Raw genomic sequence first — 25,492 nt, 5'->3', positions numbered from 1 at the left:
CGGTGACGACGTTCCGATCGCCCACTCGAACGCGAATCCCGATCCCGCGTTGGGTAATCGGTCAGACACGGCGCGCTCCCTGGTTCGGTGACATGTCGACGGTTCGATTCCGTCAGGCGGCTCCAGGTGAGGCCCTGACCAGCAGATTCGCTGGTCAGGGCCTCATTTACCGATGTAGTTCTGAATCGCCCCCGAAAGCCACCAGGACGGAGGCTTGCAGGGCCGCACGAGCTGAGCGCCGGTGGCGGGGCTGATCCGGCGCCGAAGCCCTCGCGGCGGGTCTTCAGCCAGGAGCACGAACGCGCTTGACATGGCGTCGATGCGCCAGTTTCCTGGATATGATTGATTGCAGTCGATAAACGGTCGTGTCAATGGAGGGACAGCCGTGCGTACCCCATCCCACTGGCGCGGCACCGCCGTGCGGACCAGCGCCGCACTCATCGCCGTCATTCTGCTCGGCGCATCCCCCGCCGCCGCGCGGTACGGCGGACCGACCGGCCCAACGACCCCGACCGCGCTCTGGGCCAGCACCAACGGCACCGCGATCAGCCTGACCTGGCAGCAACCGCCCACCGGGACACGGGTCCACTCCTTCCGGGTGTACGAGGGCGGAGAAGTGGTCGCCCGCACCACCACCACGTCGGCGACGACGAACGTGCCCTTCGGCTCGTCGCACGCGTACACCGTCACCGCTGTCGACCGGCACGGGCGGGAGTCGGCGCCGACCGACCCGGTGACCGGCCGGTCCTGGCTCTCCGGGGTCAACCCGGAGTGCCTGCCGACTCCGACCCTGCCGATCACCGTCACCGCCGTCACCGCGTCGGCGGTCTCGCTCTCCTGGCCCCGGCACCCGCTCGGCGGCGAGTTGGAACTGCGGGTGGACGGCGTCAGCGTGGGCTGGACATCGCTGACCAGCGCCCGGGTGGGCGGTCTGGCGCCCGCCACCGATCACCAGATCCGGCTCTACCGGCTCAACCAATGCGGTCCCGGATCGACCGAACCGGTCGGTTCGACCAGCGCCACGACCGCCGCCGGTGATCCCGCCCGGCCCGCCCCGCCTGCCGGGCTCACCGTCACCGGGCGCACCGACACCACAATCAGCCTGGCCTGGACCGCGCCGGCCGGACCGGCGCCGGACCGGTACGCGGTCTACGAGGGCGGCACCCGGGTCGCCGTCACAGTCGGCACCACGGCCACCGTTCAACGGCTCTTCCACGCCACCTGGCACCGCTTCACCATCGCCGCGCTCGATTCCGCCGGCAACGAGTCGACGCACAGCCCAGCGGTGTCGGCCAGTACCGAGACCTGCCTGAGCAGCCCGACCCAGCCGGTCGGGCTGACGGCGACCGCGCTCTCCCCGTCGTCGGTGCGGCTCGGCTGGACCTTCGACGCCACCGCCACCTCGTACACCATCTGGGACGGTGACACGGCTGTCGCCACCTCCCGCTACCCGGAGACGGTCGTCTCCGGTCTGCCGTCCGCGTCCCGACACGTCTATCGGGTCAGCGCGACCCTTCCCCAGTCCTGCGGCGAGACCCCACGCTCCGCCCAGGCGCGGGTCACCACCACACCCGGTCCCGCCGCCCGGCCAGCGGCACCGGCGTCGCTCGAGGTCACCGGCAACGCCCCCGGCAACTGGCCCACCGACGCTCGGCTCACCCTGGCGTGGTCTGCCTCCACCGGAGGCGAACCCGCTGTCAGCTACCGGGTGTACGAGGGCGCGACCGTCGCCGGAGCGGCCGACGGGACCCAGCTGACGTTGGCGGTGGGCGGGGCGACTTGGCACACGTACACGGTGGTCGCCGTGGATGCCGCCGGCAACGAGTCGGCGGCTAGTCCGCCGGTGACCGCGCAGGGCATGTTCTTTCCGCCGCCGTAGGGCAGGCGACGCCGCCCGAAGGGTTCCGGCCGCGTCGGTCCGTAGGGCCGGTGACGGCCGGACCCAGCCGGGACAGACGTTGAAGGCCGCTGACTGGGCTTGCCCTGGTCAGCGGCCTTGTCGTGCAGGTCAGGACGAGTGCCCGGCGGGATGCCGACCTGCGCAAGCCGGTTCGACCGGCGCCTGCGCGGGTTGGACCCGCCTTCTCGCACAGCCTGACTCGGGCCAGCTTCCTCCGCTGACCGCCGGAAATCCCCGGTACTCGGTACTACCGGCTAGCGGTACTCGGTGCTACCGTATACCAGTACCCGGTCATACCGAGTACCGGATTGGGGGTCGGGGTGGAGGATCTGACCGAGATGCTGAAGGGCACGCTTGAGGGCTGCGTGCTCGAAATCATCGGCCGTGAAGAGACCTACGGGTACGCCATCACGCGCCGGCTGAACGAACTCGGGTTCACCGACGTCATCGACGGCACGGTGTACACCATCCTGCTTCGCCTGGAACGCAACAAGCTCGTCCAGGTGTCGAAGCGGCCGTCCGAGGTGGGGCCGCCGCGCAAGTTCTACGCGCTCAACGACGCCGGGCGCAGGGAGCTCGCGACGTTCTGGACGAAATGGCAGTACATCTCCTCGCGGATCGACAAACTCAAGGAGGGCGGGGCATGAAATTCTGGGAGACCATCACGGGCAGCGATCTGACCCGGGAGTGGAAGGCGTTCGAGGGCCGGGCGCAGGCGTTGCCGCCCGACTATCAGGCCGCGTGGGGACGGATCGTGACCCACCTCTTCCCGTACGGGAGCTTCACGGGCCGCAACCTGACCCCTGTCGCCGACGCCGCTCTCGGGTTGCTCGAGGAGGCCGCGGCCGACGGGCAGCGTGTCGACGAGGTGCTCGGCGACGACATCGCCGGTTTCTCGGCGGCGCTGGCCGGCGGAGCGGGGGCCGGCACCTACCGCGACCGGTGGCGGGAGCAGTTGAACCGGAACGTCGCACGCAAACTGGCCCGGCTGGGAGACTGACATGAGCATCAGGGACATCATCGAGGGCAAGAAGCAGTGGCGGGCGCACGTCGCCCGGGTCAAGGCTCTCCCGCCCGACTACCGGATCGTCTACCAGGAGATGCAGCGCTACCTGTTCAAGGTCGGGCCGACCGATCTGCTGGACGGGGGCCTGCTGCCCGGGATCGTCGACTTCTTCGAGGAGGGCGTCGCGGCCGGCAAGGGCGTGCTGGAAGTCACGGGTACCGACGTCGCCGCCTTCTGCGATGACCTGATCAAGGACTCGCGCACCTACGCCGACGTCTACCAGGAGTCCCGCACCCGCTAGCTCGGGCATTGGTTGTACGTATAGGTGTACGTATCGATCAGCCTGACCGGGCAGTTCGCCGCCGTCGACGAGGTCCTGACCGGCCGGGAGAACCTGGTCATGGTCGGCCGGCTCCGCCGGTCGGTGACCTCCGCGAAACCGCGGACGAACTGCTCGACCGGTTCGGACTGCCCGATGCCGGCGGACGCCGCGTCGGGACCTACTCGGGCGGCATGCGTCGCCGGCTCGACATCGCGATGAGCCTCGTCGGCAACCCTCCGATCATCTTCCTCGACGAGCCGACCACCGGCCTCGACCCAGAGGGGCGCATCGAGGTGTGGACGAGATCCAGAAGCTCGCCGGCGACGGGACGACGGTGCTGTCGACCACGCAGTACCTGGAGGAGGCCGAGAAGCTCGCCGACCGGATCGCGATCCTGCACGAGGGCACGATCATCGTCTCCGGCACCCTGGTCGAACTGCGAAAATTGCTTCCGCCAGCCAAGGTCGAGTACGTCGAACGGCAACCCACCCTCGAGGAAGTGTTCCGCCGGTCAGAGCCTCATGTGTCAATTCGGTGACCGTCGGGTTCAGCGGGCGAGGCGGGGCCGGAGCGCCTCCGCGTCCGGGTGGTCGAGCTCGTCGAGGATCGCCACGGCCTGCGACCAGGCGTCCCGCGCGGCGTCGGCCGCGCCCCGGGCGTGCTGGGTGTCGCCGAGCTTGGTCAGCACGCCCGCCTCGTTGTAGCGGTCGCCGAGTTCGCGGCACAGGGCGAGCGCCCGCCGATAACTGGCGAGCGCGTCGTCGTACCGGCCGAGGTGTTGGTGGGCGTGGCCGAGGCTGTCCCAGCCCGCCGCCTCGCCGTGCCGGTCGCCGATCTCCTGATGCAGCGCGAGCGCCTGCTCGCAGTACGTCACCGCCTCGCGGTGCCGGCCCAGCAGGGAGTGGTGCCAGCCGATAGTGCTCAGCGTGTTGGCCTGGCCGAGACGGTGGCCGCTGGCCCGACACAGCTCCAGCGCCGCCTGCGCGTGCCGGAGCGCCTCCTCGTACCGGCCGCGGCGTTCCGACACCTGGGCGCGGTTGTAGTGCGCGCGTGCGCGACCGGCGTCGTCACCGAGCTGCCCGAAGATGTCGAGGGCCTGGCGCAGGTGTGCGTCGGCGTCGTCGTACCGGGCGAGCTTCTGGTAGACCCGGCCGAGGCTGGTGTGTGCCTGGGCCTGGCCGGGCAGATCGGCGAGCGACCGTGCGGCGGCCAGGGCTGTCTCCTGGCTGCTGGCCTGGTCGGCCCAGTGGCCACGGCGGTCCAGGAAGTCGTCGAGGGTCCAGGCGAGTTGCCAGGCGTGCGTGTCGAATCCGGCCCGTACGGCCAGTCGGATCATCGCCAGCAGCGCCGGTCGTTCGGCCGTGAGCCAGCCGAGCGCCGCGTCGTGGTCGGCCGGGGCGTCGAGGCTCGTGCCGGGCGCGGGCGGGGAGAGCGCGATCGGGTCGCGTGGCGGGTTCAGGCGCAACGCGGCGGCGCGCGACGTGTGCAGGTAGTGGTCGAGAAGCCGCCGCAGCGCCGCCCGCCGTTCGTCGTCGGCGTCCTCCTTGTCGGTCAGTTCGGTGGCATAGACGTGCAGCAGGTCGTGTGTGGTGTACCGCCGGTGGTCGTGCACGGTGGCGAGGCTGGCCGTGGCCAGCTCGGCCAGCAGCGGCCGGATCTGGTTTGCGGGCAGCCCGGCGAGGCTGGCGGCGGCGTGCGGACCGACGTGCGGGCCGGGATGCAGGCCGAGCAGTCGGAACAGTCGCGCCGCTTCGGCTCCGAGCAGGTGGTACGACCAGGAGAAGACCTCGCGTACGTCGACCGCGCGGTCGTCGCCGGCCAGGGCGTCGAGCCGGTCGCGGGCGTCGCCGGCGTGCAGGTCGGCGGCGAGGCTGTCCAGCGACAGGTGGCTGCTCGTCGCCGCCCGTGCGGCCACGACCGCGAGCGCCAGCGGCAGGTTGGCGCAGCCAGCGATGATCATGTCGAGTGGGCGGCGGTCGGCGGTCCGTTGCGCGCCGATGCGCCGGGCGAGCAGCTCGCGGGCCTCCGCGTCGCTCATCACGTCCAGGAACAGCGCGTGGGCACCCTCGGCGGCGACCAGGCTCGGCAGCTGGTTACGACTTGTCACGATCACGGCGCAGCTTGCCGCTCCGGGCAGCAGCGGGCGCACCTGCTCGGCGTCGCGGGCGTTGTCGAGCAAGACGAGCATCCGGCGGCCGGCCAGCATGCTGCGGAACAGCCCGGTGCGGGCATCGAGGCTGGCCGGGACGCGGTGCGGCGACACCCCGAGCGCGTCGAGGAACCCGTGCAGTGCGTCCTCCGGCGAGACCGCCGCGCCACCCTGGTCGTAGCCGCGCAGGTTCAGATAGAGCTGGCCGTCCGGGAAGGCGCCGGCCGTCCGGTGGGCCCAGTGCACGGCCAGGGCGGTCTTGCCGATGCCCGCGATGCCCGAGACAGCGGCGATCATCACCGCTGTGGGGTGGCTGCTCGCGGCGCTGAGGAGCGCGTCGAGACGCGCGATCTCGGTGGCACGTCCGCTGAACCCGTACACGTCCGGCGGCAGTTGGGCCGGAACCTCGACCTCCGGTGCCGCCGGGGCCGGTGCCGCCGGCGCCAGCTCGCCGCGGAGGATGGCACCCTCCAGTCCGGTCAGCACCGGCCCCGGATCCAGGCCGTGCTGCTCGGCCAGCGCTGCCCGCAGGCGCCGGAACCGGTCCAGCGCCTCGGCGGTACGCCCAGCGCGGTGCAGCGCGCGCATGAGCAGGCCGCAGAACGCCTCGTGTAGCGGGTACTCGTCCATCATCGGTGCGAGTTCGCTGAGCACCTCGATGTCGTTGCCGATCGCCAACTCGGCCTCGGCCAGGGTCTCCAGAGTGGCCCGGCGGCGCTCGTGCAGGTGTTCGCGGGCGGCCGGGACGAAGGCGCCCCGGGCATCGCCGAGCGGCTCACCCCGCCACAGCCGCAGACCGGCCCGTGCGGCGCTTGCCGCGTCGGCGAATCGCCGCCCGACCAGGTGTCCCTTCGCCTGGGTCAGGTGACTGGCGAAGCGGGCGGCGTCGAGTTCACCAGGCTCGACGTGGATGGTGTAGCCGCCGGCCGACCACGGGATCGATACCTCGCAGCCGGCGTCGCGCAGCTGTGCGCGCAGCGCGTAGACGGCGGAGTGGACCTGCGCTCGCGCCGTCTTCGGTGCGGCTGGGCCCCAGAGCGCCTCGGCGGCCGCGTCAGGGCTCACCGCGCGGTTGGCGTTGAGCAGCAACAGGGCGAGTAGCGCCCGCCGCTGCGGGCGGGCCACGACCACTGGCCGCCCGTGCGCTGACACCTCCACCGTGCCCAGGATCCTGTACCGCATCGGTCCCGCCCCCGTGGATCTTCCGATCGTCCGTCCCCGGCGCGTGTAGCAAATGTATCGCCGACGTGTAGCTGGTGTAACTGCCCTACCAAGAAAGATCGTTGACGACCGGGACGCCCGCACGACCTGCTCGCGGTGCTGGGTGGACTGTCGGACCGGCTGCCAAGGCCGCAACCCCGGCGGTGACCCGTGGTGCGGCTGCACCATCCGGGCCGGCAGCCGCTGATGTCACGCTCCGGCGACGGCCAGCCCCCCTGGCCGTCGCCGGTCCAACTGCCGTCGGAGGTCACGTTGCAGCCGTACCTCGTTCCCGCCTGCCTGATCAGGTGGGCGGGGTGCGGCTCGTGCGTGCCGTGCGGCGGCCGGCAGGTGCCTCGTGCGACTGCCTGGGCGTGGGCACCGAGCCGGTGTCGGAGCGGCATGTCGTCCGCGACGTCGCGCTTCCCGCCGCCACGGCGGTGGGCGCGGCGGGCACGACGACGGGGGATGCTGCCCCGATCGATCCGGCCGGTGCCGCGTTCAGCGTCGCGGGCGCGTCCTCGCCGTACTGATGATCGTCGTGCACGACGTCCGGGCAGGCGTGCGGAAGCCCGCCGAGACCGGCTGGTGGCATGCGGCGTCCACAGCCGCACGTGACGTCTACAGCCAGTCGTGTTCGCGGGCGTACCGCGCCGCCTCGTGCCGGGTCTGGGTCTGGGTCTTCTGCATCGCGCTGGAGAGGTAGTTGCGTACGGTGCCCTGCGCGAGGTGCAGGCGGGTGGCGATCTCGGCGACCGAGTACCCCTCCCCGGTCACCCGCAGCACGTCGAGTTCGCGGTCGCTGAGCGGGCAGTCGTCCATCACGGCGAGCGCGGAAACCTCCGGGTCGATCCAGCGCCGGCCGTCCCGCAGGGTGGCGATGACCGAGGCGATGTGCGCCGGCTCGGCGGACTTGCTGACGAAGCCCTGTACGCCCAGCTTCAGGGCCCGGCGCAGCACCCCGGGGCGGGCGTGCCGGGTCAGCATCAGGATCACCTGCCCGGGTCGTACCCGGCGGATCTCGGTGATCGCGGCGAGGCCGTCCACGTTCGGCATCTCAAGGTCGATGACCAGCACGTCGGGCTGGTGCCGCAGGGTCGCCTCGACGGCGCTCTCGCCGCCGTCCGCCTCGGCGAGGACGGTGATGTCGCCCTCCAGCGGAAGCAGCGCGGCCAGGGCCTTGCGGAGCAGGGCCTCGTCGTCGGCGAGCACCACTGTCGTCATCGGGCCTCCTCTTCCAGGGTGGTCGCGGGCGTCCCGGACCGGGCGAAGGTCGCGGCGGTCCGGAACTCTCCCGCGCGCCGCTCGGCCGTCAGCTCGCCGCCGCCCTCCGTCACCCGCTGCCGCAGGGCGGAGAGCCCTCTCAGCTCCGGGCGGGTGTCGCCGGGCGCCCCGTCGTTGACGATCGCGATGCCGGCGGCGGAGAGTGTGATCCGCACCTGGCTGGCCTGGGCGTGCCGCAGGATGTTCGTGGTCGTCTCGCGCAGCACCAGGCCGAGCAGTTCGCCGAACCGGGAGTCGACCTCGGACCGGCGAGTTATCCGCACCCGGATGCCGGCGGCCTCGAACAGGTTCCGCGCGTTCTCGAGTTCGGCGGAGAGGTTGAGCCGCCGTTGGGCGTACGCGAGTTCCTTGGTCTGGGTGATGGTGTCGCTGACCAGGTCGTGGATCTCGCGAAGCTCCTCGTCGGCGCGTGCGGCGTCGCTGCGGACCAGCCTCCGGGCCAGTGCGAGTTTCAGCTTGACCACGTGCAGGGTGTGGCCCTGGATGTCGTGCAGGTCGCTGGCGAAGCGGACCCGTTCGCGGGTGACGGCCAGCTCCGCCTCGCGCTTTCGGGAGGCTTCCAGCTCACGGATGATGTCGTAGAACCGCTCGCCCAGCAACGTCAGGACGGTCACGACCACGGTGGCCGCCGTCGGGACGACGACGTAGCTGACCAGGGTCCGGCGTACGTCGTCGTGGTCGAAGAGCAGCCGTGCCGAGCCCACCGCGGCGACGAACCCGAAGAGCCCGGCCGCCGCCAGCCCCCGATGCCGGCGCGGCCGGGTGAGGGCGAAGGAACCGACGGTGCAGATGCCCCAGTACGAGTTCGGGGCGCCGATCAGCAGCGCCCCCGGCGGCCAGACGGCCCCCGCCACGATCACGCAGGGCAGGGTGACCCGGTCGAGGTCGTCCGCCGTCCACCGTTCGTAGGTCAGCAGAGCCGCCACGACACCCGGGGTCAGGATGACGGCGTGCCACCAGGCGCGGGTGTCGACGATCACCACCACGGCCGCCCCGATCACCAGCGGCGGCATCGTCGTCAGGAGGTTGAGCCGGCGCAGCCGTCCCTGCGTCGCCTCGTCGATGCGCAGCGATCTTGCTGTCACCCACCCAGTATGCTGCGGCTCCGGACCGGCAGGCAGTGACACCACGTCACATCTGGTCGTGACGTGCCTGCACTGACGGTTGGGCCGGACCGCTGCTGTCATTGGGGCATGTCCAGCACACCAGTAATCGAAGTCGAAGGACTGAACGTCACGTACGGTGACTTCCGTGCCGTACGGGACCTCTCCTTCGAGGTGCGGCCGGGGGAGCTCTACGCCCTGCTCGGCACGAACGGGGCGGGGAAGACGTCGGCCCTGGAGACCATCGAGGGCCACCGGACGCCGACCTCCGGCACCGTGCGCGTCTTCGGGCACAGCCCACGCGACCGACGCCTGGTGCGTCCCCGGATAGGCGTAATGCTCCAGGAGAGCGGATTCTCCCCGGACCTCACGGTTCGGGAGTCGGTCCGCCTGATCGGCCAGCTCACCCGGCGGACCGACGACGTCGACCGGATACTCGACCTCGTCGACCTGACCGGAAAGGCCAGGACCAGGGTGTCGCAGCTGTCCGGCGGGGAGAAGCGGCGGCTGGACTTCGCCACCGCGATCTACGGTACGCCGGAACTGATCTTCCTGGACGAGCCGACCACCGGGCTGGACGTCCGGTCCCGGGACGCCCTCTGGGCGACGGTCGACCGGCTGCGTGAGAACGGCTCGACGATCGTGCTCACCACGCACTACCTGGAGGAGGCGCAGCAGCGCGCCGACCGGATCGGGCTGATGCACGAGGGCACGTTCCACCGGGAGGGGACGGTCTCCGAGCTGACCCGTACCCTGCCGGCGGTCATCCGCTTCACGCTGGCCGCACCGGCACCCGCGCTGCCCCTGGCCGGCACCGTCGACGGCGACGGCAAGGTCGTGATCGAGACCTTCGGACTCCAGAAGGACCTGCACGTCCTGCTCGGCTGGGCGGACGAGTACGCAGTCGAGTTGCGGGACCTCCAGGCCGGGCCGACCCGGCTCGACGACGTCTTCCGGGCCATCGGCAACCGACCCGCCGACACCGCGGCCGCCGCCGCCAGCTGACCCGTCCCCGAGAGGAACGACACCGTGTTGTCCATCGCGTCCAGCGAGTTGATCCAGATCTTCCGGAACCGGCTGGTACTTGTCACCAGCCTCATCATGCCGGTAGCCGTCAGCGTGTACTTCGTCCGCCAGCGCGACACCTTCACCGCTATCGGCAGCCTCGGCTACATCGCGGCGATCATCCTGTTCACGGTGGCGGCGTTCGGGCTCTACGCCACCGCCGTCACCACCCTGGCTTCCCAGCGGCAGAACCTCTTCCTCAAGCGGCTGCGCTCCACCGCCGCCGGGGACAGCGAGATCCTCACCGGCCTGCTGCTGCCCGCCACCGTGCTCGCCCTGGTGCAGGCGACCGCGATCCTGAGCGCGCTGGCCGTGGTCGCCGACGGACCGGCCAACGTACCCCTGCTGGTGGTGGCGGTCCTCGCGACCGTGGCCATGATGGTCGGCCTGGCGCTGGCCACCGCCGGACTCACCAACTCTCCCGAGCACGCCCAGGTGACCACCCTGCCGGTCTCGCTCGGCGTGATCGCCGTCGCCAGCTGGGTGGGCATCAGCGGCACCGAACAGCTCACCCTGGTCAAGCGGCTGCTGCCCGGCGGCTCCGCGACCGAACTGGTGTTGAACGCCTGGAACGGCGGCGTCGCCGTGACCGACTCCCTGCTGCTGCTCGGACCGACACTGGGCTGGGTGGTCGTCGCCGTCCTACTCGCCACCCGACTCTTCCGCTGGGAGCCCCGCCGATGACCACCGACTCCGAGTTCACCCCGCCGACCCTGCCGGAAGACCTCCTGCTCCTGCTCTTCCAGCCCAGCTCCGGGACGATCGCGGGCGAGAACACCCTCTTCTACGTCCTCGCCGGCGCCGTACTCGCGGATCTCACCCTCGGACAGCGGGTGGAGATGGCCGGCCGGAGCCGGGTGCGGGTCGTCGAGGGCGCCGCCCCGTCGGACGACCTCCTCCGCCCCGCCTGGGACTACCTCTCCGGCAAGCCCCGGGGCGTGCAGACGCTGCTTGCGGCAGTCGGGCCGGCGCTGCGCCAGCCGGTGTTGGAGCGGCTCGTCCAGCGCGGCGACATCGAGCGGGAGGACCGCAAGGTGCTCGGCCTGTTCCGGACGACCGCCCTGCGGGAGGGCAGGAACGGACGCCGGGCCCGCCTGCTCGAAGAGGTCCGGCAGGTCCTGGTCGAAGGCGCCGAGCCGCCGGCCCGGGTCGCCGCACTCGCGGCACTGCTGTCGGCGAGCGGAACCCTTCCGCAGTTCCACCGCGAGATCCCGTGGAAGTCACCCGTGATCAAGCGGGCCAAGGAACTCGAGCAGGGCAACTGGGGAGCTGGCGCCGCCGCGGAGGCCGTGACCCGCACCGTGACGGCGACCGTCGTCAACAGCGTGGTCGTGGCCACCACCGTGATCCCGCGAAGCTAGGTCCTCGCGGAGCTGGGTCCTCGCGGGGGCGGGCGTGGGCGGCGCGGCGGATGCGTGACGGGACGGGCTGTCGTCGCCGGAAGGGCGGGCCGCGGATGGTGGACCGGCCACGGGAGATGGCCGGCCCACCATGCCGGCCGGCTATCGGACGCGCAGCTGTTGCAGGACCGCCCTGCCGGGCGCGTAGGTCGGGTCACCGGAGTAGGCGACGTGGACCGGGTAGGACCCCACGGGCAGTCCGGTGGTCGGCAGCTTGACGACCGCCGCACCACCGGTCAACGGAACCAGCCGGGTGGCGCCGCCGAAGGTGACGGCGACCTCACCGGTCGGCTTCGGCGCCTTCCGGTGCTGGGTTCGCGGTCTGACCTCGACCTGCAACGTGAACGTGCCACCACGGACGACCGACGCGGGCGTGGCTTTCGCCTTGACCACGACCCGTGCGGTGCCCGGCACGGAGTCGACCCCCGACCACAGGTGGTCCCGGGCGAAAATCGTGAACAGCTGCCCCGCCGTCATCCCGTCGTGCGCGCCGGGAACCTGGGCCGTCGCGGCAGCGTACCCGCGCGCCCTGAAGTTGTCCGCGATGGCGTTCTGGGCGTCGAGGTTGCCCTCGAAGACGCCGTTGCCGAGGAACACGAAGAGGTCGTCGTCCCCGACCGCGTTCGCGATGTTGTCGTAGTCCTGCGCGCTGAGGAACGGATTCCCGGAGAAGTGTCCGTAGAACGCGAACGTGGTCGGGTAGGCCCTGATTACGTGGGCGCCGGTCATCCCGCCGTAGGAGAACCCGGCGTAGGCGCGCCCGGCCCGCTCGGTCGAGACGTTGTAGTTGCTCTCGACGAGCGGAAGGATCGTCTGGACCAGGTTGTTGGCGGCGTTGGTCTGGTTGTAGGAGGCGAAGCCGAGGCTGGTGCCGGTGAAGTGGTTTCCCATCGTGACAACCACCGTCGGTTCGATCTCGCCCTTCGCCGTCATGTTGTCCAGGATGTTCGGCACGTTCGCCGGAACCATGAGGTCGGTCTCGTCACCGAAGATGCCGTGCGCCAGATACGCCACCTTGTAGGGCTCCGCGCGGTCGGGATCGTAGCCGGCCGGCAGGTAGATGCCGAGGTAGTGGCCGCTGTCGCCGAGGATGGTGGTGTACGGCACGTACTGGACGGTGCCGCGCCGGGAGGGGTTGGCCACCGGCAGCTCGTACTCCGCGCGCTCCTTCAGCACCGGGTCGTTCTGCTTCCGGGCGTACGGCACGTACACGGCGTCGAGCACGTCGTTGTTCCGAACCCGGAACGAGGACTCGCCGGGGGGTCGGGGGTTCGTCGAGGCGGGATCCCAGATCCGCTTGTTCTCCCAACCCCGGGTCGGGTCCCAGACCCGGTACCAGTAGCTGAGGGCTCCGGCGTGCAGGGGTACGGAGACCGACCAGTATCCCTTCGAATCCCTGGTCATGTCCCTGAGGAACTCGGTACCCCCGGAGTGGTACCGCCCCGTCTGCCACGCTTCCGGCTGATACCGCGTGTTGCCGGTGTCGACGTCTAGCAGGGTCAGGTCCCCGGCCAGGCGGACCTGGGTGGCGTGGGGATTGCGGTAGACGAACCTGACGGTGTATCCGGTCGGCGAACCGCGATCCGCCCGGACGGTCGCGCCCTCCACGATCCGGTGTCCACCTGCCGCCGCGACGGCCGGCGCGGGGACGATGGCGCCCGCACCGAGTGACATGAACGCGAGCAACGAGATCGCACGCCTGAGCCTGCGTCCTGCGATCGCCATCTTCATCTGCTCCCACTCCTCTGTGGTCTGGCTCTGTGGTCCGATCCCGACTCCGTCGTGTTGTGCGCGGGCCAGCTGGGTTTTCCTCACTGTTCGCCCAGTTCTGCCATGTTATAAACCTGAATCTCTGCTAAATCGAATTAGCAGGCGTAGTGTGGCTGGCTGTGCCCGACGGTGTCAAGGGTGTCCACGGCGACGACCGTCGGGTTGCTCCTGGTCACGGTGTTCCGCCAGGATGTCGCGGCACTGTGGCGGGTTCGCCGGGAACATCTCGGAACCTTCGACGTCGCTCGGTTGTGGAACCTTTCGACGCCTCTCGATGGTGGAAGAGGTGAGGGAGAGGGGCGACTGGTGACGCATGCGATCGCGATTGCCGAGGTGTACGCCGCCAGCTTCCGGCGCCTGACCGTCCAGCTGTATGCCGTAACCGGCGACCTGAACGAGGCGCAGGAGGTGGTGCAGGAGGCGTTCGTCCGGGCGCTGAGCGCGCCGGAGAGGTTCGCCGACCTGGAGAACCCGGAGTCGTGGCTGCGCCGGGTGGCGGTGAACCTGGCGCACACCCGGCACCGGCGGCGGCGGACCCTGGACCGGCTGCTGCGCCGGGTCGGGCCACCACCGGTGGTGCCGGACTCCTCTCCCGAGCACATCGCGCTGATGACCGCGCTACGCAGGCTGCCGACCGGCCAGCGACACGCCATCGCCCTGCACTACCTGGTGGACCTGCCCGTCGACGAGGTCGCCCGCACCCTCGACGTGTCGGTGGGCACGGTCAAGTCGCGGCTGTCCCGTGGCCGTACCGCCCTGGCCGCTCTCCTCACCGGGCCGGCCGAACTCGTGCGCTCCGGGAGCAAGTGATGCAGACGTACCCGTTCGACGTCGTCGAGGTGGCCCGGACCGTCCGCCAACCGCCCCTGACCGACCTGGTCGGCCGGGCGGCCCGCCGGGTCCGCCGCCGCCGGGCGCTCCTCTCCGCCGCCGCCGTCGCCATGACGGCGCTGGTCGCGGTGACCGCGGTGCCGGTGCTCCGCGGCGTCAACCTGACCGCCGTGCCGGCCGAGGACGGCACCCGGGCCGGCGTCCGCACCGCGACCGCCGTGCTCGACCGGGGCACCGTGGTCACCGTCCGGTACGGCGAGTGCGCGGCAGAGTTCAGCGTCACCACGGACGGCGGCCGGACCTGGTCGCCGTACCGGGGGCCGGTCCCGTGGCGGGACTGTGGCGCCCCGACCACCACCTCCTACCGGCTGCTCGGTCCCCGGGTGTTCGCCGCCGAGGTGCAGGGCGCGCGGTACCTGACCCGGGACGCCGGGGAGAGCTGGCACCGGGAGGAGGAACGGGTCCGGACCGGCGGCAGCGTGCCGCCGCAGGCCCGGGAGCAGGGGGACGTGCCCGGCCAGCTCGTCGACCCGGACACCGGCACGCTGTACCAGCCCGACACGCTCGCCGGACCGGCGGACGGCGCCGGTCTGCTCCGGCGGGCGTCCGACGGCACCCTCTGGGCGCTGCTTCCCGGCAGCGCCCCCGGCGGGGACGGGCAGCCGGCGGTGCCGAAGGTGGCCCGCAGCGACGACTCCGGGCGGAACTGGCGGTGGTCCGCCCCGTTCCCGGCCAGCGTGGCACGCGCGCTGCTGGTGGCCGTCGGGCCGGAGCAGGCGTACGTGGTCGGCGACTGCCCGGACGGGGCGGCCGTCTACCGCACCGACGACGGCGGCGAGGCGTGGTTCGCCACCTACGTGGCCTGGGAGTCGGCGGAGGCCGCCACCGTCAACTCCGGCGGAGACCTGCTGGTCGGCGGCTGGGAGGAGGACGGTAGGTTCGCCGCCTGGGTCAGCCGGGACGGCGGCCGGTCGTTCAGCAGGGGAGAGGCGATCACGGTGCCGGACGGTTCCGCGGCCGGGGTGGCCGACGGGCGCCTCTGGGTGGCCGGCGGCAGTGGCTGGGCCGCGACCAGCACCGACGGCCGCTGGCGGGTGACCGAGCCGAGGCGCGACTGACGCCCGCGCCCCGACTCCCTGGCAAGCAGCGAGGCGCGACGGACGACCTGCCCGACGCCCCTGCCGAGCAGCGAGGCGCGGCCGACTCCCCGCCGGCCTCCCGGCCGAGTAGCCCGGAAATAGCGGATGACCTCGGTACGGAGGGTTTGCTGGCGGACAATTCGGGTACCGCGTCAGCAGCGCGTGCAGCCGTCTCGACCGGCGCCTGGGAGGCGACGATGATGGAGAGCCGATTCAAGGTGCTCGGGCACCCGGTCCATCCGATGCTGGTGATGTTCCCGATCGCCCTCTTCGTGGCCGCCACGATCTTCGACGTCGTCGACGTGGCCGGCGGACCGGCGTTCCTCGGCGAGTTGGCGTACTGGAACATCCTGGTCGGCCTGATCGGCGGCGTACTGGCGGCGGCGGCCGGCGCCGTCGATCTGCTGGCCGTGCCGTCCGGTACCCGGGCCAAGCGGGTCGGGGTGGCACACGCCGCGACCAACTTCGCCGTGCTGCTGCTCTTCGCCGCCGTCTGGGCGGTACGGCTGGCCGCGGAGACCCGGGCGGCCGGCGGAGCGCTGGTCGCGATCGAGGTGGTGGCGGTCGCCGGCGCGGGGCTCGGCGCCTGGCTCGGCGGCGAACTGGTGGACCGGCTCGGCGTCGGGGTGGACCCGGACGCCGGCCTGAACGCGCCGAGTTCGCTGCGCCCCCGGACCACCGCCGCCGCCTCGGCGGACCGGACCGATCAGGGCTGAACCGCACGGACGACCGCGCCGACCGAGCTGCCCGGGTGCCGGGTGCCGGGTGCCGGGCGGTTGCGCGGTGGGCGGTGGGCGGTGGGCGGCGGCCGGGTGGATCCGGCGAACGGCAGGACGACAACGGGAGGAGAGATGGCGGCATGACTGAGCCAGGACGCGGCGGGGAGCAGAGCACGGGCCGGGGCGGGGACCAGAGCGGGGTGCGCTTTGGCGACCGGGGCGGAGACCGGGGTTGGGACCCGTTCGGCGAGTTGCAGGCGCTCCGCGCGGAACTGGGCCGGCTGGTCGGCTCCGCGCTGGTCGGCGGGCGGAGCGGGCAGCCCGACGTCGAACTCCGGCCGAGCGAGGGCGGCTGGACGGTGCTGGCCCGGCTGCCCGGGGTGGCACCCGAGGAGGTTGCCCTGGAACTCGACGACCGGGAACTCTGCATCCGGGCCCGCTCCGAGGCCGAGGTCAACGCGGATCACGGGATGGCCGGCAGCGGATCGCAGACCCGGGCCTTCGAGCACCGGGTGCAGCTGCCGGCACCGGTCGACCCGGACCGGATCGACGCCGTGATGGACCACGGACTGCTCACCGTCGTCCTGCCGAAGACAACCCGGCCGGGCCGGCGGACCATCACCATCGGCAGCCGGAGCTACGACCCCGGCCAGCGCGCCGGGCGTACCGGTGGGGGCCGGCCCGGAGCCGTGGACCCGGCCGCCGACCGGGAACTGCACCGGCCGGACACCGCGGCCGGCACCCCGACGCCCCCGGTCGCGCGCTGAGCGGACGGCGGATGATCGGCAGGGTGCGCGATCTGGTCGACGGCGTCGAGCGGATCGCCGTACTCCGGGCCAACGCGCTCGGCGACTTCATCTTCGCGCTGCCGGCGCTCGACGCGCTGCGCGCCGGCTATCCCGACGCCGAGCTGGTGCTGCTCGGTGCACCCTGGCACGAGCGCCTGCTGCGGGACCGGCCCGGCCCGGTCGACCGGGTACTCGTGGTGCCGCCCGCGCACGGCATCCGGGTGGCCGGGATTGGCGAGGCGGAGCCGTCGGCGGAGTCGATGGCCGGCTTCCTCGACGCGGCCCGCCGGGAGCGCTTCGACCTCGCGCTCCAGATGCACGGCGGCGGCGCCAACTCCAACCCGCTGGTCGCGGCGCTCGGCGCCCGGGTCACCGCCGGGCTGCGCAGCGAGGACGCGCCGCCGCTGGACCGCTGGATCCGGTACGTCTACTACCAGCCGGAGGTGGTCCGCTATCTGGAGGTCGCCGGCCTGGTCGGTGCCGGCCCGGCCGGCCTGGTGCCCCGGCTGGTCGCCACCGAGGCGGACCTGGCCGAGGCGCGGGCGGTGCTCGGCGAGCCGGATCGCCCCCGGATCGCCCTGCACCCCGGGGCCAGCGACCCGCGCCGCCGCTGGCCGCCGGACCGGTTCGCCGAGGTCGCCGACCAGCTGGTCGACGACGGGTACGAGGTGCTGGTGACCGGCACCCCGGAGGAGCGGGAAATCGTCGAGCAGGTGGTGACGGCGGCCCGCCGACCGGTCCGTCCACTGGTCGGGGCGCTGTCGCTGGGCGGGCTGGTCGGCTGTTACGCCGGCTGTCGGGTGGTGGTCTCCAACGACACCGGGCCGGTGCACGTCGCCGCCGCCCTGGACACCCCGACCGTCGGCATCTTCTGGGTCGGCAACATGATCAACTGTGCGGTGCCGCTGCGCGACCGGCACCGGCCGATCATCTCGTGGACCCTGAACTGCCCGGTCTGCGGCCGGGACTGTAGCCGGGAGATCTACCCGGCCCGGGGCGGCGGCGGCCCCGCCTGCCCGCACCGGGTCTCCTTCGTCACCGACGTACCGGTGGTGGAGGTGCTGGCGGCGGTGGCCGATCTGACCGGCCCGCGGTGACCTCCCACGCCTCCATGGTCCGCTCGGTGACCGTGGTCGGCGCCTCCAGGTGGTACGCGCCGCTGGGCAGGATGCCGGCTCCGGCGTACTCGGCCAGCACGGCGAGCTGGGCCGCCACGTCCTCGCCCTGGTGCCCCGGATCGAGCCGGGTCCAGAAGTCGAACCCGCCCGCCGCGCACAGCCGGGACCGGTCGTAGAGCACGCAGCCGCCGATCCAGGAGACCTTGTACGCCCGCCACTGCCCGGCCGGCAGTGCCCGGGCCCGCGTGACGTGCAGCAGGTTCGCGGCCGAGTGGATCTGCGCCCGGTGCCACTCCGGCGTCCCCGGGTGCAGCCGCTCCGGCACCGGCCGGCCCGCCCACTCCACGTAGTGTCGGTGCGTCTCCGGGCGTACGTCGTCCAGATAGGACAGCCCGTGCACCGCGTTGCCGACGAAGCCGCAGTCGAGTTCCCCGATGGCGGTCAGCAGCCGGTCGACGGTGCCGGGTTCCAGCCAGACGTCGTCGTCGAGGAAGAGCACGTACCGGGCCGCCGAGGCGGCCAGCAGGTAGGCGCGGTGTTCGGCCAGGCCCCGCCGGGGCAGCCGCCGGGTGAGCAGCACCGGGTGCCCCCGGTGCCGGAGTACCCGGACCATCGTCGCCGCCGCCGGTGCGGCCCAGCCCGGCTCCCCGTCGGACTGGTCGCTGACCACCACGCCGAACGCCGCCGACCCGCTCCGGCCGTCCTCGGGCGCCGGCCCGCCGGCGGTGCCGGGCTCGGCTGGGTACTGGGCGGCCAGCCCGGCCAGCGTGACCGCGAGTTCGGCGGGGCGGTCGCGGGTCGGCACCAGCACGTCGAGCAGCCGGGGGTTACGGAACTCCGTCGGGCAACCCGGGGCGAGCGGCCGGGTCAGGGTCCTCGGTGCCGCGCCCGTGCCGTCCGGTGTGCCACCCGGGGCGTCGGGAGCGTCGTCCGGACCCGCGTTCACGCCCGGTGACTCGCCCCGGCCGCCGAGCCGTCCTCGTCGACGGAGCCGGCCGCCACCGCCTGGCGGCGGTCGTCGCCGTGCGAGCGGATCCGGTCGATCACGGCCGAGGTGGACCTGTCGGGTACGTAGCCGAGGGTGCGGACCTGGCCGCCGAGCCGGCGTACCAGGGGTGCCTCGGGGACCATGTCCGGCGGGTAGTCGCCGCCCTTGACGTACACGTCGGGGCGGATCGCCTCGATCAGGGCGACCGGCGAGTCCTCCTCGAAGACCACCACGTGGTCCACACAGGAGAGTGCGGCGAGCACCGCGACCCGGTCCTCGACCGGGTTCACCGGCCGGTCCGCGCCCTTGAGCCGGCGTACGCTGTCGTCGGAGTTGACCGCCACCACCAGCAGGTCGCCGAGTTCCCGTGCCTGGTCGAGATAGCGCACGTGCCCCCGGTGCAGCACGTCGAAGCAGCCGTTGGTGAAGACCACCGCCCGCCCCTCGGCCCGGTGCCCCGCCACGAGTTCCAGCAGGGCGTCCCGGTCGAGCACGGTCCGGCCCGGTCCGCCGCCGGCCGGGTTGAGCGCGGCGAGCAGGTCCTCGCGCAGGCAGACGCAGGTGCCGGTGTCCGAGACGGTGGTGGTCGCGGCGAGCTGGGCCAGCTGGGCCGCGCTCGGCAGCGGCGCACCGGCGGCCAGCGCCAGCGTCATCGCGGCCAGGTACGCGTCACCGGCGCCGACGGCGTAGCTCGCCGGCACCGGTGTGGCGTGGCTGCGCCGGGAGTGCCCGTCGGCGCCGCCCACCACCGCGCCCTCGGCGTCCAGGGTCACCGCCACCACGTCGGCTCCGGTGCGTTCCCGCAGCTCGGCGAGGCGGGCCTGGGCGACCAGCGCCCGGCTGAGGCCGCCGCCCGCGACCGGGCGACCACCGGCGGCTCCCGGCGCACCGGCGGCACTGGACGACTCGTCGCCGGCCACCACGATGTCGTCGCCGGAGACCCCGATCTCGTCACCGGTCACCGTGATGCCGTCACCGCCGGCCGGGCCGGTCTCCCCGCCGCCCGGCGTCGTACCGTCCGGTGCGGCGGAGCCGTCGCCGTCCCGGCCGCCGTCGTCCGCGCCGCCGGCGGCGAACGTCGGAGCCGGCCGCCCGGCACCACATCCGGTACCGGTCACCTCGGCCGCGCCGCCGTCCGCGTCCTTGCCGGTGTCCGGCCCGGCCCGGCCGCCGACGGCCACCGTGCTGCCGTCCTCGGCGACGCTGACCCGGGTGCCGGCGACCGCCGCCGTCGGGCTGGCCGGACCGGTGGCCACCGCCTCGTCGAGCAGCCGGGTCGCCTCGGCGAAGCTCGGGGTCACCACGGTCGGGGCGAGCCCACGCCAGTAGGCCAGGTCGTGCGCGTCCAGGGCGACGGTGGCGAACGAGTCGCGGTGCCGGACCAGCCAGCTCCGGACCGCCTCCGGCAGCGCGCCCAGGCCGTAGTCGCAGACCACCAGGGTCGGCGGTTGGCCGTCCCGGTCCGCCCGCAGCTCCTCGGTCGCCCTGGCCAGGGCGTTCAACATCCGGTGTACGCCCTGCTCGGGCAGGGTCTCGTCGGCGTCGCCCTCGTCCTCGCGGAGCAGGATCTGGTCGGCGGCGAGCAGCCTGCGCTTCACCGGGGTCGGCCGGCCGGGCTGGCTGATGGTCCGGTCCCAGACCCCGGCCCGGTCCAGGCAGTCGTGCAGTTCGTCACCGGCGACGTCCGCACCGACCGGGGCGACGAGTGCGGCCCGGCCGCCCAGCGCGGTGAGGTTCACGGCGGTGTTCGCGGCGCCTCCGGCGGCGGTCAGCCGGCGACGCAGGGTCAGCACCGGCGCCGGCGCCTCCCGGCAGAGCCGGTCCGACTCGGCGAACCGCCACTCGTCGAGCATGGCGTCGCCGACCACCAGTACGCCCCTGCCGAGCCAGCTCTCCACCACCGAGGCCAACCGGCGCTGTTCCGCTGCGTCTGTCGCCATGTGGCGCGGGTCCCCGGTGCCCGACCGGGCAAACCTGCTTCCGCCGTACCCGTCCCGAGGGTGGTGGTGGCAGGTGCGGCGGGTTTGGCCCCCGGCGTACCGGGAACGTCATTTCCATGCCGACGTGACCGATCAGGTCGTCGCGGCACATCCCCCTGTTCCCAGCTCTCGGAAAGGAGAATCGACATGACCGCGACGTTGCAGGGCAAGCGCATCGCGTTCCTGGCCACCGACGGGGTCGAGGAAGTCGAGTACACCAAGCCCCGGGAGGCGGTCGAGGCGGCCGGCGGACAGGTCGAGCTGGTCTCCCTGGAAAGCGGCCAGATCCAGGCTTTCCAGCACCTGGACAAGTCCGGCCGGTACGACGTCGACACGACCGTGGCCGACGCGGACCCGACGGCCTACGACGGGTTGGTGCTGCCCGGCGGGGTGGCCAACCCGGACGCGCTGCGGGCCGACCCGGACGCGGTCCGGTTCGTCCGGGCGTTCTTCGACGCCGGGAAGCCGGTCGGGGCGATCTGCCACGCGCCATGGACGATGATCGACGCCGACGTGGTGAAGGGGCGTACCCTCACCTCCTGGCCGAGCCTGCGCACCGACCTGTCGAACGCCGGCGCGAACTGGGTCGACGAGGAGTGCCACGTCGACAACGGCCTGGTGACCAGCCGCAAGCCGGACGACCTGCCGGCGTTCTGCGCCAAGCTCGTGGAGGAACTCGCCGAGGGCCGGCACTGACCCTCCGGCGCCGGGGAACCAGCCGTACGGTTGCCCGCCGGGCCCCGTCGACCGCTCGTGCGGATCGGCGGGGCCCGGCCGCGCGGACAGCCGGGGACGGGCGGTAGGCATTTTCCGGGCCAACGGGGGGAGAAGGCACTATGAGCACCGCCGACGGGGCGCGCCCGTCCCTGACCCACCGGCAGATCCTGCTCCTGATGAGCGGCCTGATGACCGGCATGCTGCTGGCCGCCCTGGACCAGACGATCGTCGGTACGGCGCTGCCGACGATCGTCGGTGAGCTGGGCGGGATCAACCACTACTCCTGGGTGGTCACCGCGTACCTGCTGGCCTCCACCGCCTCCACCCCGCTGTACGGCAAGATGGCCGACCTGTACGGCCGGCGCCCGGTCTTCCTCTTCGCCATCGGGGCGTTCCTGGTCGGCTCGCTGGCCGCCGGCTTCGCGCAGGACATGACCCAGCTCATCGTCACCCGGGGCGTGCAGGGGCTCGGCGCGGGCGGCCTGATGACGCTTGCCTTCACCATCATCTCCGACGTGGTGTCCCCTCGGGACCGGGGCCGCTACCAGGGCCTCTTCGGCGCCGTGTTCGGGGTCTCCTCGGTGGCCGGGCCGCTGGTCGGCGGCTACTTCGCCGAGCACGACTGGCGGTGGATCTTCTTCCTGAACGTGCCGCTGGCGGTGGTGGCCATCATCGTCTGCTACCACGTCATGCGGCTGATCCCGTTCCAGCGCCGGCAGCACACCGTCGACTGGCGCGGCGCCGGGCTGCTGGTGGCCGGGGTGAGCGCGCTGCTGCTCGCGCTGAGCTGGGGCGGCAACGAGTACGCCTGGGGCTCCGGGATCATCGTCGGGCTCTTCGTCGCCGGTGGGGTGCTCGGGGTGCTCTTCCTGGTCCAGGAGGCCCGGGTCGCCGAGCCGATCCTGCCGCTCAAGCTCTTCCGCCGGTCCACCTTCGCGCTGGCCAACGCCGCCGGCTTCATCCTCGGCCTGGTGATGTTCGGGTCGATCATCTTCATCCCGCTCTACCTCCAGATCGTCAAGGGCGCCTCGCCGACCGACAGCGGCCTGCTGATGCTGCCGATGATGGCCGGCGTGATCGTCACCTCGGTGCTCTCCGGGCGGGCGATCAGCCGGATCGGGCGGTACAAGTGGTTCCCGGTGGCCGGTGCGGTCGTACTGGTCGCCGGGATGCTGCTCTTCACCCGGTTGCAGGTCGACACCCCGCTCTGGAACGCCTTCGTCTACATGGTGATCATCGGCGTCGGGCTGGGGCTCTGCATGCAGTCGCTGATCCTCGCCGTGCAGAACGCGGTGGAGGTGCGCGACCTCGGCGCCGGTACGTCGGCGGCCACCTTCTTCCGGTCGCTGGGCGGCTCGTTCGGGGTGGCGATCCTCGGCGCGGTGCTCTCCACCGGGCTCTCCGGTGCGCTGGCCGACCGGCTGCCCGGCGCCGTCGCCCAGCTTCCGCCCGCCCAGCAGGCGCAGTTCGCCGGTGCCACCACGGGCTTCTCGGTGAACGAGCCGTCCCGGATCCTGGCCCTGCCGGCGCCGATCCGGGCCGCCGTGCAGGAGTCGTTCGTCGACGCGCTGCACACCGTCTTCCTGGTGGCCGGGTTGATCGCCCTGCTGGCCGTGGCGGTCACCCTGGCGATGCCGAACAGCGAACTGCGCGGCGGCCCGCCGGCCGGCTCCGACGAGGGGCTGGCCCGGGAACGCCGGGGCGACGCGGCCACCGAGATGGAGGCGAACGCCCAGACGATGATCTGAGCCGGGGCTATTTCAGGACGATCTGGCTGGTCCGCTCGAAGACGGCCAGGTCGTCCAGGGTTTCCGGCACCGTGCCGGCGAGCGGCGCGGGCAGCGAGCGCGGGGGGAAGAAGCCGGCGTTCGTGGTCTCGTCGGTGCTGGTGAGCAGCTCGCCGGACCAGGCGTCGACCCGGAAGGCGACCACGAAGAGCTGGTACGTGTCGCCGTACATGTTGGTGAAGGTGCGGTCCGGGCCGGTGTACATGGCGAACGGGGTCACCGCACCGGCGGTCAGCCCGGTCTCCTCCCAGACCTCGCGGACGGCACACTCGGCGATCGACTCGCCGAGTTCCATCGCGCCGGCCGGCATCGCCCAGTAGCCGTTGTCGGAGCGTTCGATCAGCAGCACCTGGCCGGCCGCGTCGCGCAGCACGGCGCGGGCACCGACGAACATCAGCGTACGGTCGCCGGCCAGGGCGCGAAGCTGACCGAGGTACGACTCGGCCCATGGGATGCTGCTCATCGACTCGTCCCCATGCCTTTCATCGGCTCGTCCTCCGGGTGCTCATCGGCTCGTCCTCCGGGTGGTCAGGATGTGAGCTGCGACACTAGGTTGTGATCTATGCGTAGCACGATGATGGACGCGCCCCTGCTCATTTCCCGGATCCTCGAACACGGCAGCACGGTGCACGGCCGCGCCGAGGTGGCCACCTGGCTGGGCGAAAGCTCCCGCCGGACGACGTACGCCGAGGTCGGTGCGGCGGCGGCCCGGCTCGCGCACGCGCTCCGGGACGACCTCGGGGTCACCGGTGACCAGCGGGTCGCCACCTTCATGTGGAACAACGCCGAGCACCTGGTCGCCTACTTCGCGGTGCCGAGCATGGGCGCCGTGCTGCACACCCTCAACATCCGCCTCTTTCCCGGCCAGGTGGCCTACATCGCCAACCACGCCGAGGACCGGGTGGTGCTCGTCGACTCGACCCTTATCCCGCTGCTGGCCATGGCGTTACCCGAGATGTCCACTGTAGAGCACGTCGTGGTGGTCGGCGACGGTGACCCGGAGCGGCTGCTGGCGGCCGGCGGCGGGCGGGTCGCCGTACACCGGTGGGACGACCTGCTGCGCGACAGGCCGGACCGGTACGACTGGCCGGAGCTGGACGAGCGGGACGCCGCGGCGCTCTGCTACACGTCGGGGACCACCGGCAACCCGAAGGGCGTCGCCTACTCGCACCGGTCGATCTGGCTGCACTCGGTGCAGATCTGCCTGCCGGAGTCGTTCGGGCTCGGCCCGACCACCCGGGAACTCGCCATCGTGCCGATGTTCCACGCGATGTCCTGGGGCATCCCGTACGCCGCCTTCATGTGCGGTGCCTCGCTGGTGATGCCGGACCGGTTCCTCCAGGGTGCGCCGATCGCCGAGATGATCGCGGCCGAGCGGCCCACCCTGGCCGGCGCGGTGCCGACGATCTGGACCGACCTGCTGAACTACCTGGACAACAACGAGGTGGACACCTCCTCGCTGACCGAGGTGATCGTCGGCGGCTCGGCCTGCCCACCCGCGCTGATGCACGCCTTCGCCGAGCGGCACCGGATCGACGTGATCCACGCCTGGGGGATGACCGAGATGTCCCCGCTCGGCTCGGTGGCCCGCCCGCCGGCCGGGGCGACCGGCGAGGCGGCCTGGCGCTACCGCTACACCCAGGGCCGGGTGCCGGCCGGGGTCGCCGCCCGGATCGTCGGCCCGGACGGCAGGCAGCTGCCCGCCGACGGCAGCTCCGTCGGCGAGCTGGAGGTGCGCGGGCCGTGGGTGACCGCCCGGTACGTCGGCGACGACGCACCCGACGAGGAGAAGTTCCGGGACGGCTGGCTGCGTACCGGTGACGTCGGCACGCTCTCGGCGGACGGCTTCATCACCCTCACCGACCGGGCCAAGGACGTGATCAAGTCCGGTGGCGAGTGGATCTCCTCGGTCGAGTTGGAGAACGCGCTGATGGCCCACCCGGCGGTGCTGGAGGCGTGCGTGGTCGGCGTACCGGACCCGCGCTGGGAGGAGCGTCCACTCGCGACGGTGGTACGCCAGGAGAACGCCACGGTCGGTGCCGAGGAACTGCGGGACTTCCTCGCCGACCGGGTCGCCGGATGGCAGCTGCCCGAGCGGTGGTCGTTCGTCGACGGGGTGCCGAAGACCTCGGTCGGCAAGTTCGACAAGAAGCGGGTACGCGCCGACTACGCCGCCGGCACCCTGGAGGTGATCGAACTGCCCTGACCGTACGTCCGGCTGTCGGCC

Annotated in this window: 23 protein-coding genes and 1 pseudogene; 17 read left to right on the top strand and 7 right to left on the bottom strand. The window is 72.3% G+C overall.

What is annotated here, in order from left to right:
* The first annotated feature begins 385 nt into the window (after window positions 1-385).
* From O7626_RS31800 to O7626_RS31780, 5 genes and pseudogenes are all read left to right on the top strand, one after another.
* The gene (locus O7626_RS31800; RefSeq protein ID WP_278064707.1) at window positions 386-1,879 is read left to right on the top strand and encodes a fibronectin type III domain-containing protein; all 1,494 of its coding nucleotides are present in this window, start codon (window positions 386-388) and stop codon (window positions 1,877-1,879) included.
* A 341-nt stretch (window positions 1,880-2,220) separates the two neighbouring features.
* Complete coding sequence (locus O7626_RS31795; protein WP_278064706.1) at window positions 2,221-2,547, top strand: PadR family transcriptional regulator; 327 nt, start codon at window positions 2,221-2,223, stop codon at window positions 2,545-2,547.
* A complete protein-coding gene (locus O7626_RS31790) occupies window positions 2,544-2,900 on the top strand; it encodes a DUF1048 domain-containing protein (RefSeq protein WP_278064705.1) in 357 nt (118 codons plus the stop codon). The genes O7626_RS31795 and O7626_RS31790 overlap by 4 nt, the downstream gene beginning before the upstream one ends.
* Window position 2,901: 1 nt before the next feature.
* Complete coding sequence (locus O7626_RS31785) at window positions 2,902-3,207, top strand: DUF1048 domain-containing protein (RefSeq protein WP_278064704.1); 306 nt, start codon at window positions 2,902-2,904, stop codon at window positions 3,205-3,207.
* A gap of 33 nt (window positions 3,208-3,240) precedes the next feature.
* A pseudogene (locus O7626_RS31780) lies at window positions 3,241-3,766 on the top strand (ATP-binding cassette domain-containing protein); the annotation flags it as partial.
* 9 nt (window positions 3,767-3,775) lie between these two features.
* Here O7626_RS31780 and O7626_RS31775 read toward each other — a convergent pair.
* Window positions 3,776-6,559 carry a BTAD domain-containing putative transcriptional regulator gene (locus O7626_RS31775; protein WP_278064703.1) on the bottom strand — a complete coding sequence of 928 codons (2,784 nt, stop codon included), beginning with the start codon at window positions 6,557-6,559 and terminating at the stop codon, window positions 3,776-3,778.
* 335 nt (window positions 6,560-6,894) lie between these two features.
* Here O7626_RS31775 and O7626_RS31770 point away from each other — a divergent pair, with 335 nt between their 5' ends.
* Complete coding sequence (locus O7626_RS31770; RefSeq protein WP_278064702.1) at window positions 6,895-7,110, top strand: hypothetical protein; 216 nt, start codon at window positions 6,895-6,897, stop codon at window positions 7,108-7,110.
* 88 nt (window positions 7,111-7,198) lie between these two features.
* Here the strand turns inward: O7626_RS31770 and O7626_RS31765 are convergent, their stop codons facing one another.
* Window positions 7,199-7,801 (bottom strand): response regulator transcription factor, encoded by a 603-nt coding sequence (locus O7626_RS31765; protein WP_278064701.1) that lies wholly within the window; start codon window positions 7,799-7,801, stop codon window positions 7,199-7,201.
* Complete coding sequence (locus O7626_RS31760) at window positions 7,798-8,946, bottom strand: histidine kinase (protein WP_278064700.1); 1,149 nt, start codon at window positions 8,944-8,946, stop codon at window positions 7,798-7,800. The genes O7626_RS31765 and O7626_RS31760 overlap by 4 nt, the downstream gene beginning before the upstream one ends.
* A gap of 108 nt (window positions 8,947-9,054) precedes the next feature.
* Here O7626_RS31760 and O7626_RS31755 point away from each other — a divergent pair, with 108 nt between their 5' ends.
* The 3 genes from O7626_RS31755 to O7626_RS31745 are packed head-to-tail and all read left to right on the top strand — an operon-like array spanning window position 9,055 to window position 11,390.
* On the top strand, window positions 9,055-9,969 hold the full coding sequence (locus O7626_RS31755) for an ABC transporter ATP-binding protein (RefSeq protein ID WP_278064699.1): 915 nt from the start codon (window positions 9,055-9,057) through the stop codon (window positions 9,967-9,969).
* 24 nt (window positions 9,970-9,993) lie between these two features.
* On the top strand, window positions 9,994-10,713 hold the full coding sequence (locus tag O7626_RS31750; protein ID WP_278064698.1) for an ABC transporter permease: 720 nt from the start codon (window positions 9,994-9,996) through the stop codon (window positions 10,711-10,713).
* Window positions 10,710-11,390: a GPP34 family phosphoprotein gene (locus tag O7626_RS31745; protein WP_278064697.1), complete on the top strand. Its 681-nt coding sequence runs from the start codon at window positions 10,710-10,712 to the stop codon at window positions 11,388-11,390. Before O7626_RS31750 ends, O7626_RS31745 begins: the two co-directional genes overlap by 4 nt.
* A gap of 141 nt (window positions 11,391-11,531) precedes the next feature.
* On the opposite strand, the gene O7626_RS31740 is transcribed toward O7626_RS31745, so the two are convergent.
* A complete protein-coding gene (locus tag O7626_RS31740) occupies window positions 11,532-13,160 on the bottom strand; it encodes an Ig-like domain repeat protein (RefSeq protein WP_278064696.1) in 1,629 nt (542 codons plus the stop codon).
* A gap of 345 nt (window positions 13,161-13,505) precedes the next feature.
* Between O7626_RS31740 and O7626_RS31735 the strand changes: the two genes are divergently transcribed.
* The 5 genes from O7626_RS31735 to O7626_RS31715 all read left to right on the top strand — a co-directional run bounded on the left by O7626_RS31735 (window position 13,506) and on the right by O7626_RS31715 (window position 17,773).
* Complete coding sequence (locus O7626_RS31735; RefSeq protein WP_278064695.1) at window positions 13,506-14,009, top strand: sigma-70 family RNA polymerase sigma factor; 504 nt, start codon at window positions 13,506-13,508, stop codon at window positions 14,007-14,009.
* Window positions 14,009-15,148: a sialidase family protein gene (locus tag O7626_RS31730; protein WP_278064694.1), complete on the top strand. Its 1,140-nt coding sequence runs from the start codon at window positions 14,009-14,011 to the stop codon at window positions 15,146-15,148. Before O7626_RS31735 ends, O7626_RS31730 begins: the two co-directional genes overlap by 1 nt.
* Window positions 15,149-15,369: 221 nt before the next feature.
* Window positions 15,370-15,885 carry a DUF2231 domain-containing protein gene (locus O7626_RS31725; protein ID WP_278066405.1) on the top strand — a complete coding sequence of 172 codons (516 nt, stop codon included), beginning with the start codon at window positions 15,370-15,372 and terminating at the stop codon, window positions 15,883-15,885.
* Window positions 15,886-16,028: 143 nt separating this feature from the next.
* A complete protein-coding gene (locus O7626_RS31720; protein WP_278064693.1) occupies window positions 16,029-16,655 on the top strand; it encodes an Hsp20/alpha crystallin family protein in 627 nt (208 codons plus the stop codon).
* Window positions 16,656-16,666: 11 nt separating this feature from the next.
* Window positions 16,667-17,773: a glycosyltransferase family 9 protein gene (locus O7626_RS31715; protein WP_278064692.1), complete on the top strand. Its 1,107-nt coding sequence runs from the start codon at window positions 16,667-16,669 to the stop codon at window positions 17,771-17,773.
* Here O7626_RS31715 and O7626_RS31710 read toward each other — a convergent pair.
* On the bottom strand, window positions 17,712-18,665 hold the full coding sequence (locus O7626_RS31710) for a glycosyltransferase family A protein (protein WP_278066404.1): 954 nt from the start codon (window positions 18,663-18,665) through the stop codon (window positions 17,712-17,714). The two genes, O7626_RS31715 and O7626_RS31710, sit on opposite strands and share 62 nt — an antisense overlap.
* A gap of 71 nt (window positions 18,666-18,736) precedes the next feature.
* Window positions 18,737-20,722 carry a D-glycero-beta-D-manno-heptose 1-phosphate adenylyltransferase gene (gene rfaE2 / locus O7626_RS31705; RefSeq protein ID WP_278064691.1) on the bottom strand — a complete coding sequence of 662 codons (1,986 nt, stop codon included), beginning with the start codon at window positions 20,720-20,722 and terminating at the stop codon, window positions 18,737-18,739.
* A 186-nt stretch (window positions 20,723-20,908) separates the two neighbouring features.
* On the opposite strand from rfaE2, the gene O7626_RS31700 reads away from it, so the two are divergent.
* Complete coding sequence (locus O7626_RS31700; RefSeq protein WP_278064690.1) at window positions 20,909-21,457, top strand: type 1 glutamine amidotransferase domain-containing protein; 549 nt, start codon at window positions 20,909-20,911, stop codon at window positions 21,455-21,457.
* A 140-nt stretch (window positions 21,458-21,597) separates the two neighbouring features.
* Window positions 21,598-23,226 (top strand): MDR family MFS transporter, encoded by a 1,629-nt coding sequence (locus O7626_RS31695; RefSeq protein ID WP_278064689.1) that lies wholly within the window; start codon window positions 21,598-21,600, stop codon window positions 23,224-23,226.
* Between the two features lie 7 nt (window positions 23,227-23,233).
* Here O7626_RS31695 and O7626_RS31690 read toward each other — a convergent pair whose 3' ends face one another.
* Window positions 23,234-23,728: an NUDIX domain-containing protein gene (locus tag O7626_RS31690; protein ID WP_278064688.1), complete on the bottom strand. Its 495-nt coding sequence runs from the start codon at window positions 23,726-23,728 to the stop codon at window positions 23,234-23,236.
* A gap of 114 nt (window positions 23,729-23,842) precedes the next feature.
* Here O7626_RS31690 and O7626_RS31685 point away from each other — a divergent pair, with 114 nt between their 5' ends.
* On the top strand, window positions 23,843-25,471 hold the full coding sequence (locus tag O7626_RS31685) for a long-chain fatty acid--CoA ligase (protein WP_278066403.1): 1,629 nt from the start codon (window positions 23,843-23,845) through the stop codon (window positions 25,469-25,471).
* Window positions 25,472-25,492 lie beyond the last annotated feature (21 nt).

Origin of the sequence: Micromonospora sp. WMMD1102 (genome assembly GCF_029626265.1) — a bacterium.
GTDB lineage: Bacteria > Actinomycetota > Actinomycetes > Mycobacteriales > Micromonosporaceae > Plantactinospora.
This window is presented reverse-complemented; position numbering and strand designations above follow the sequence as displayed.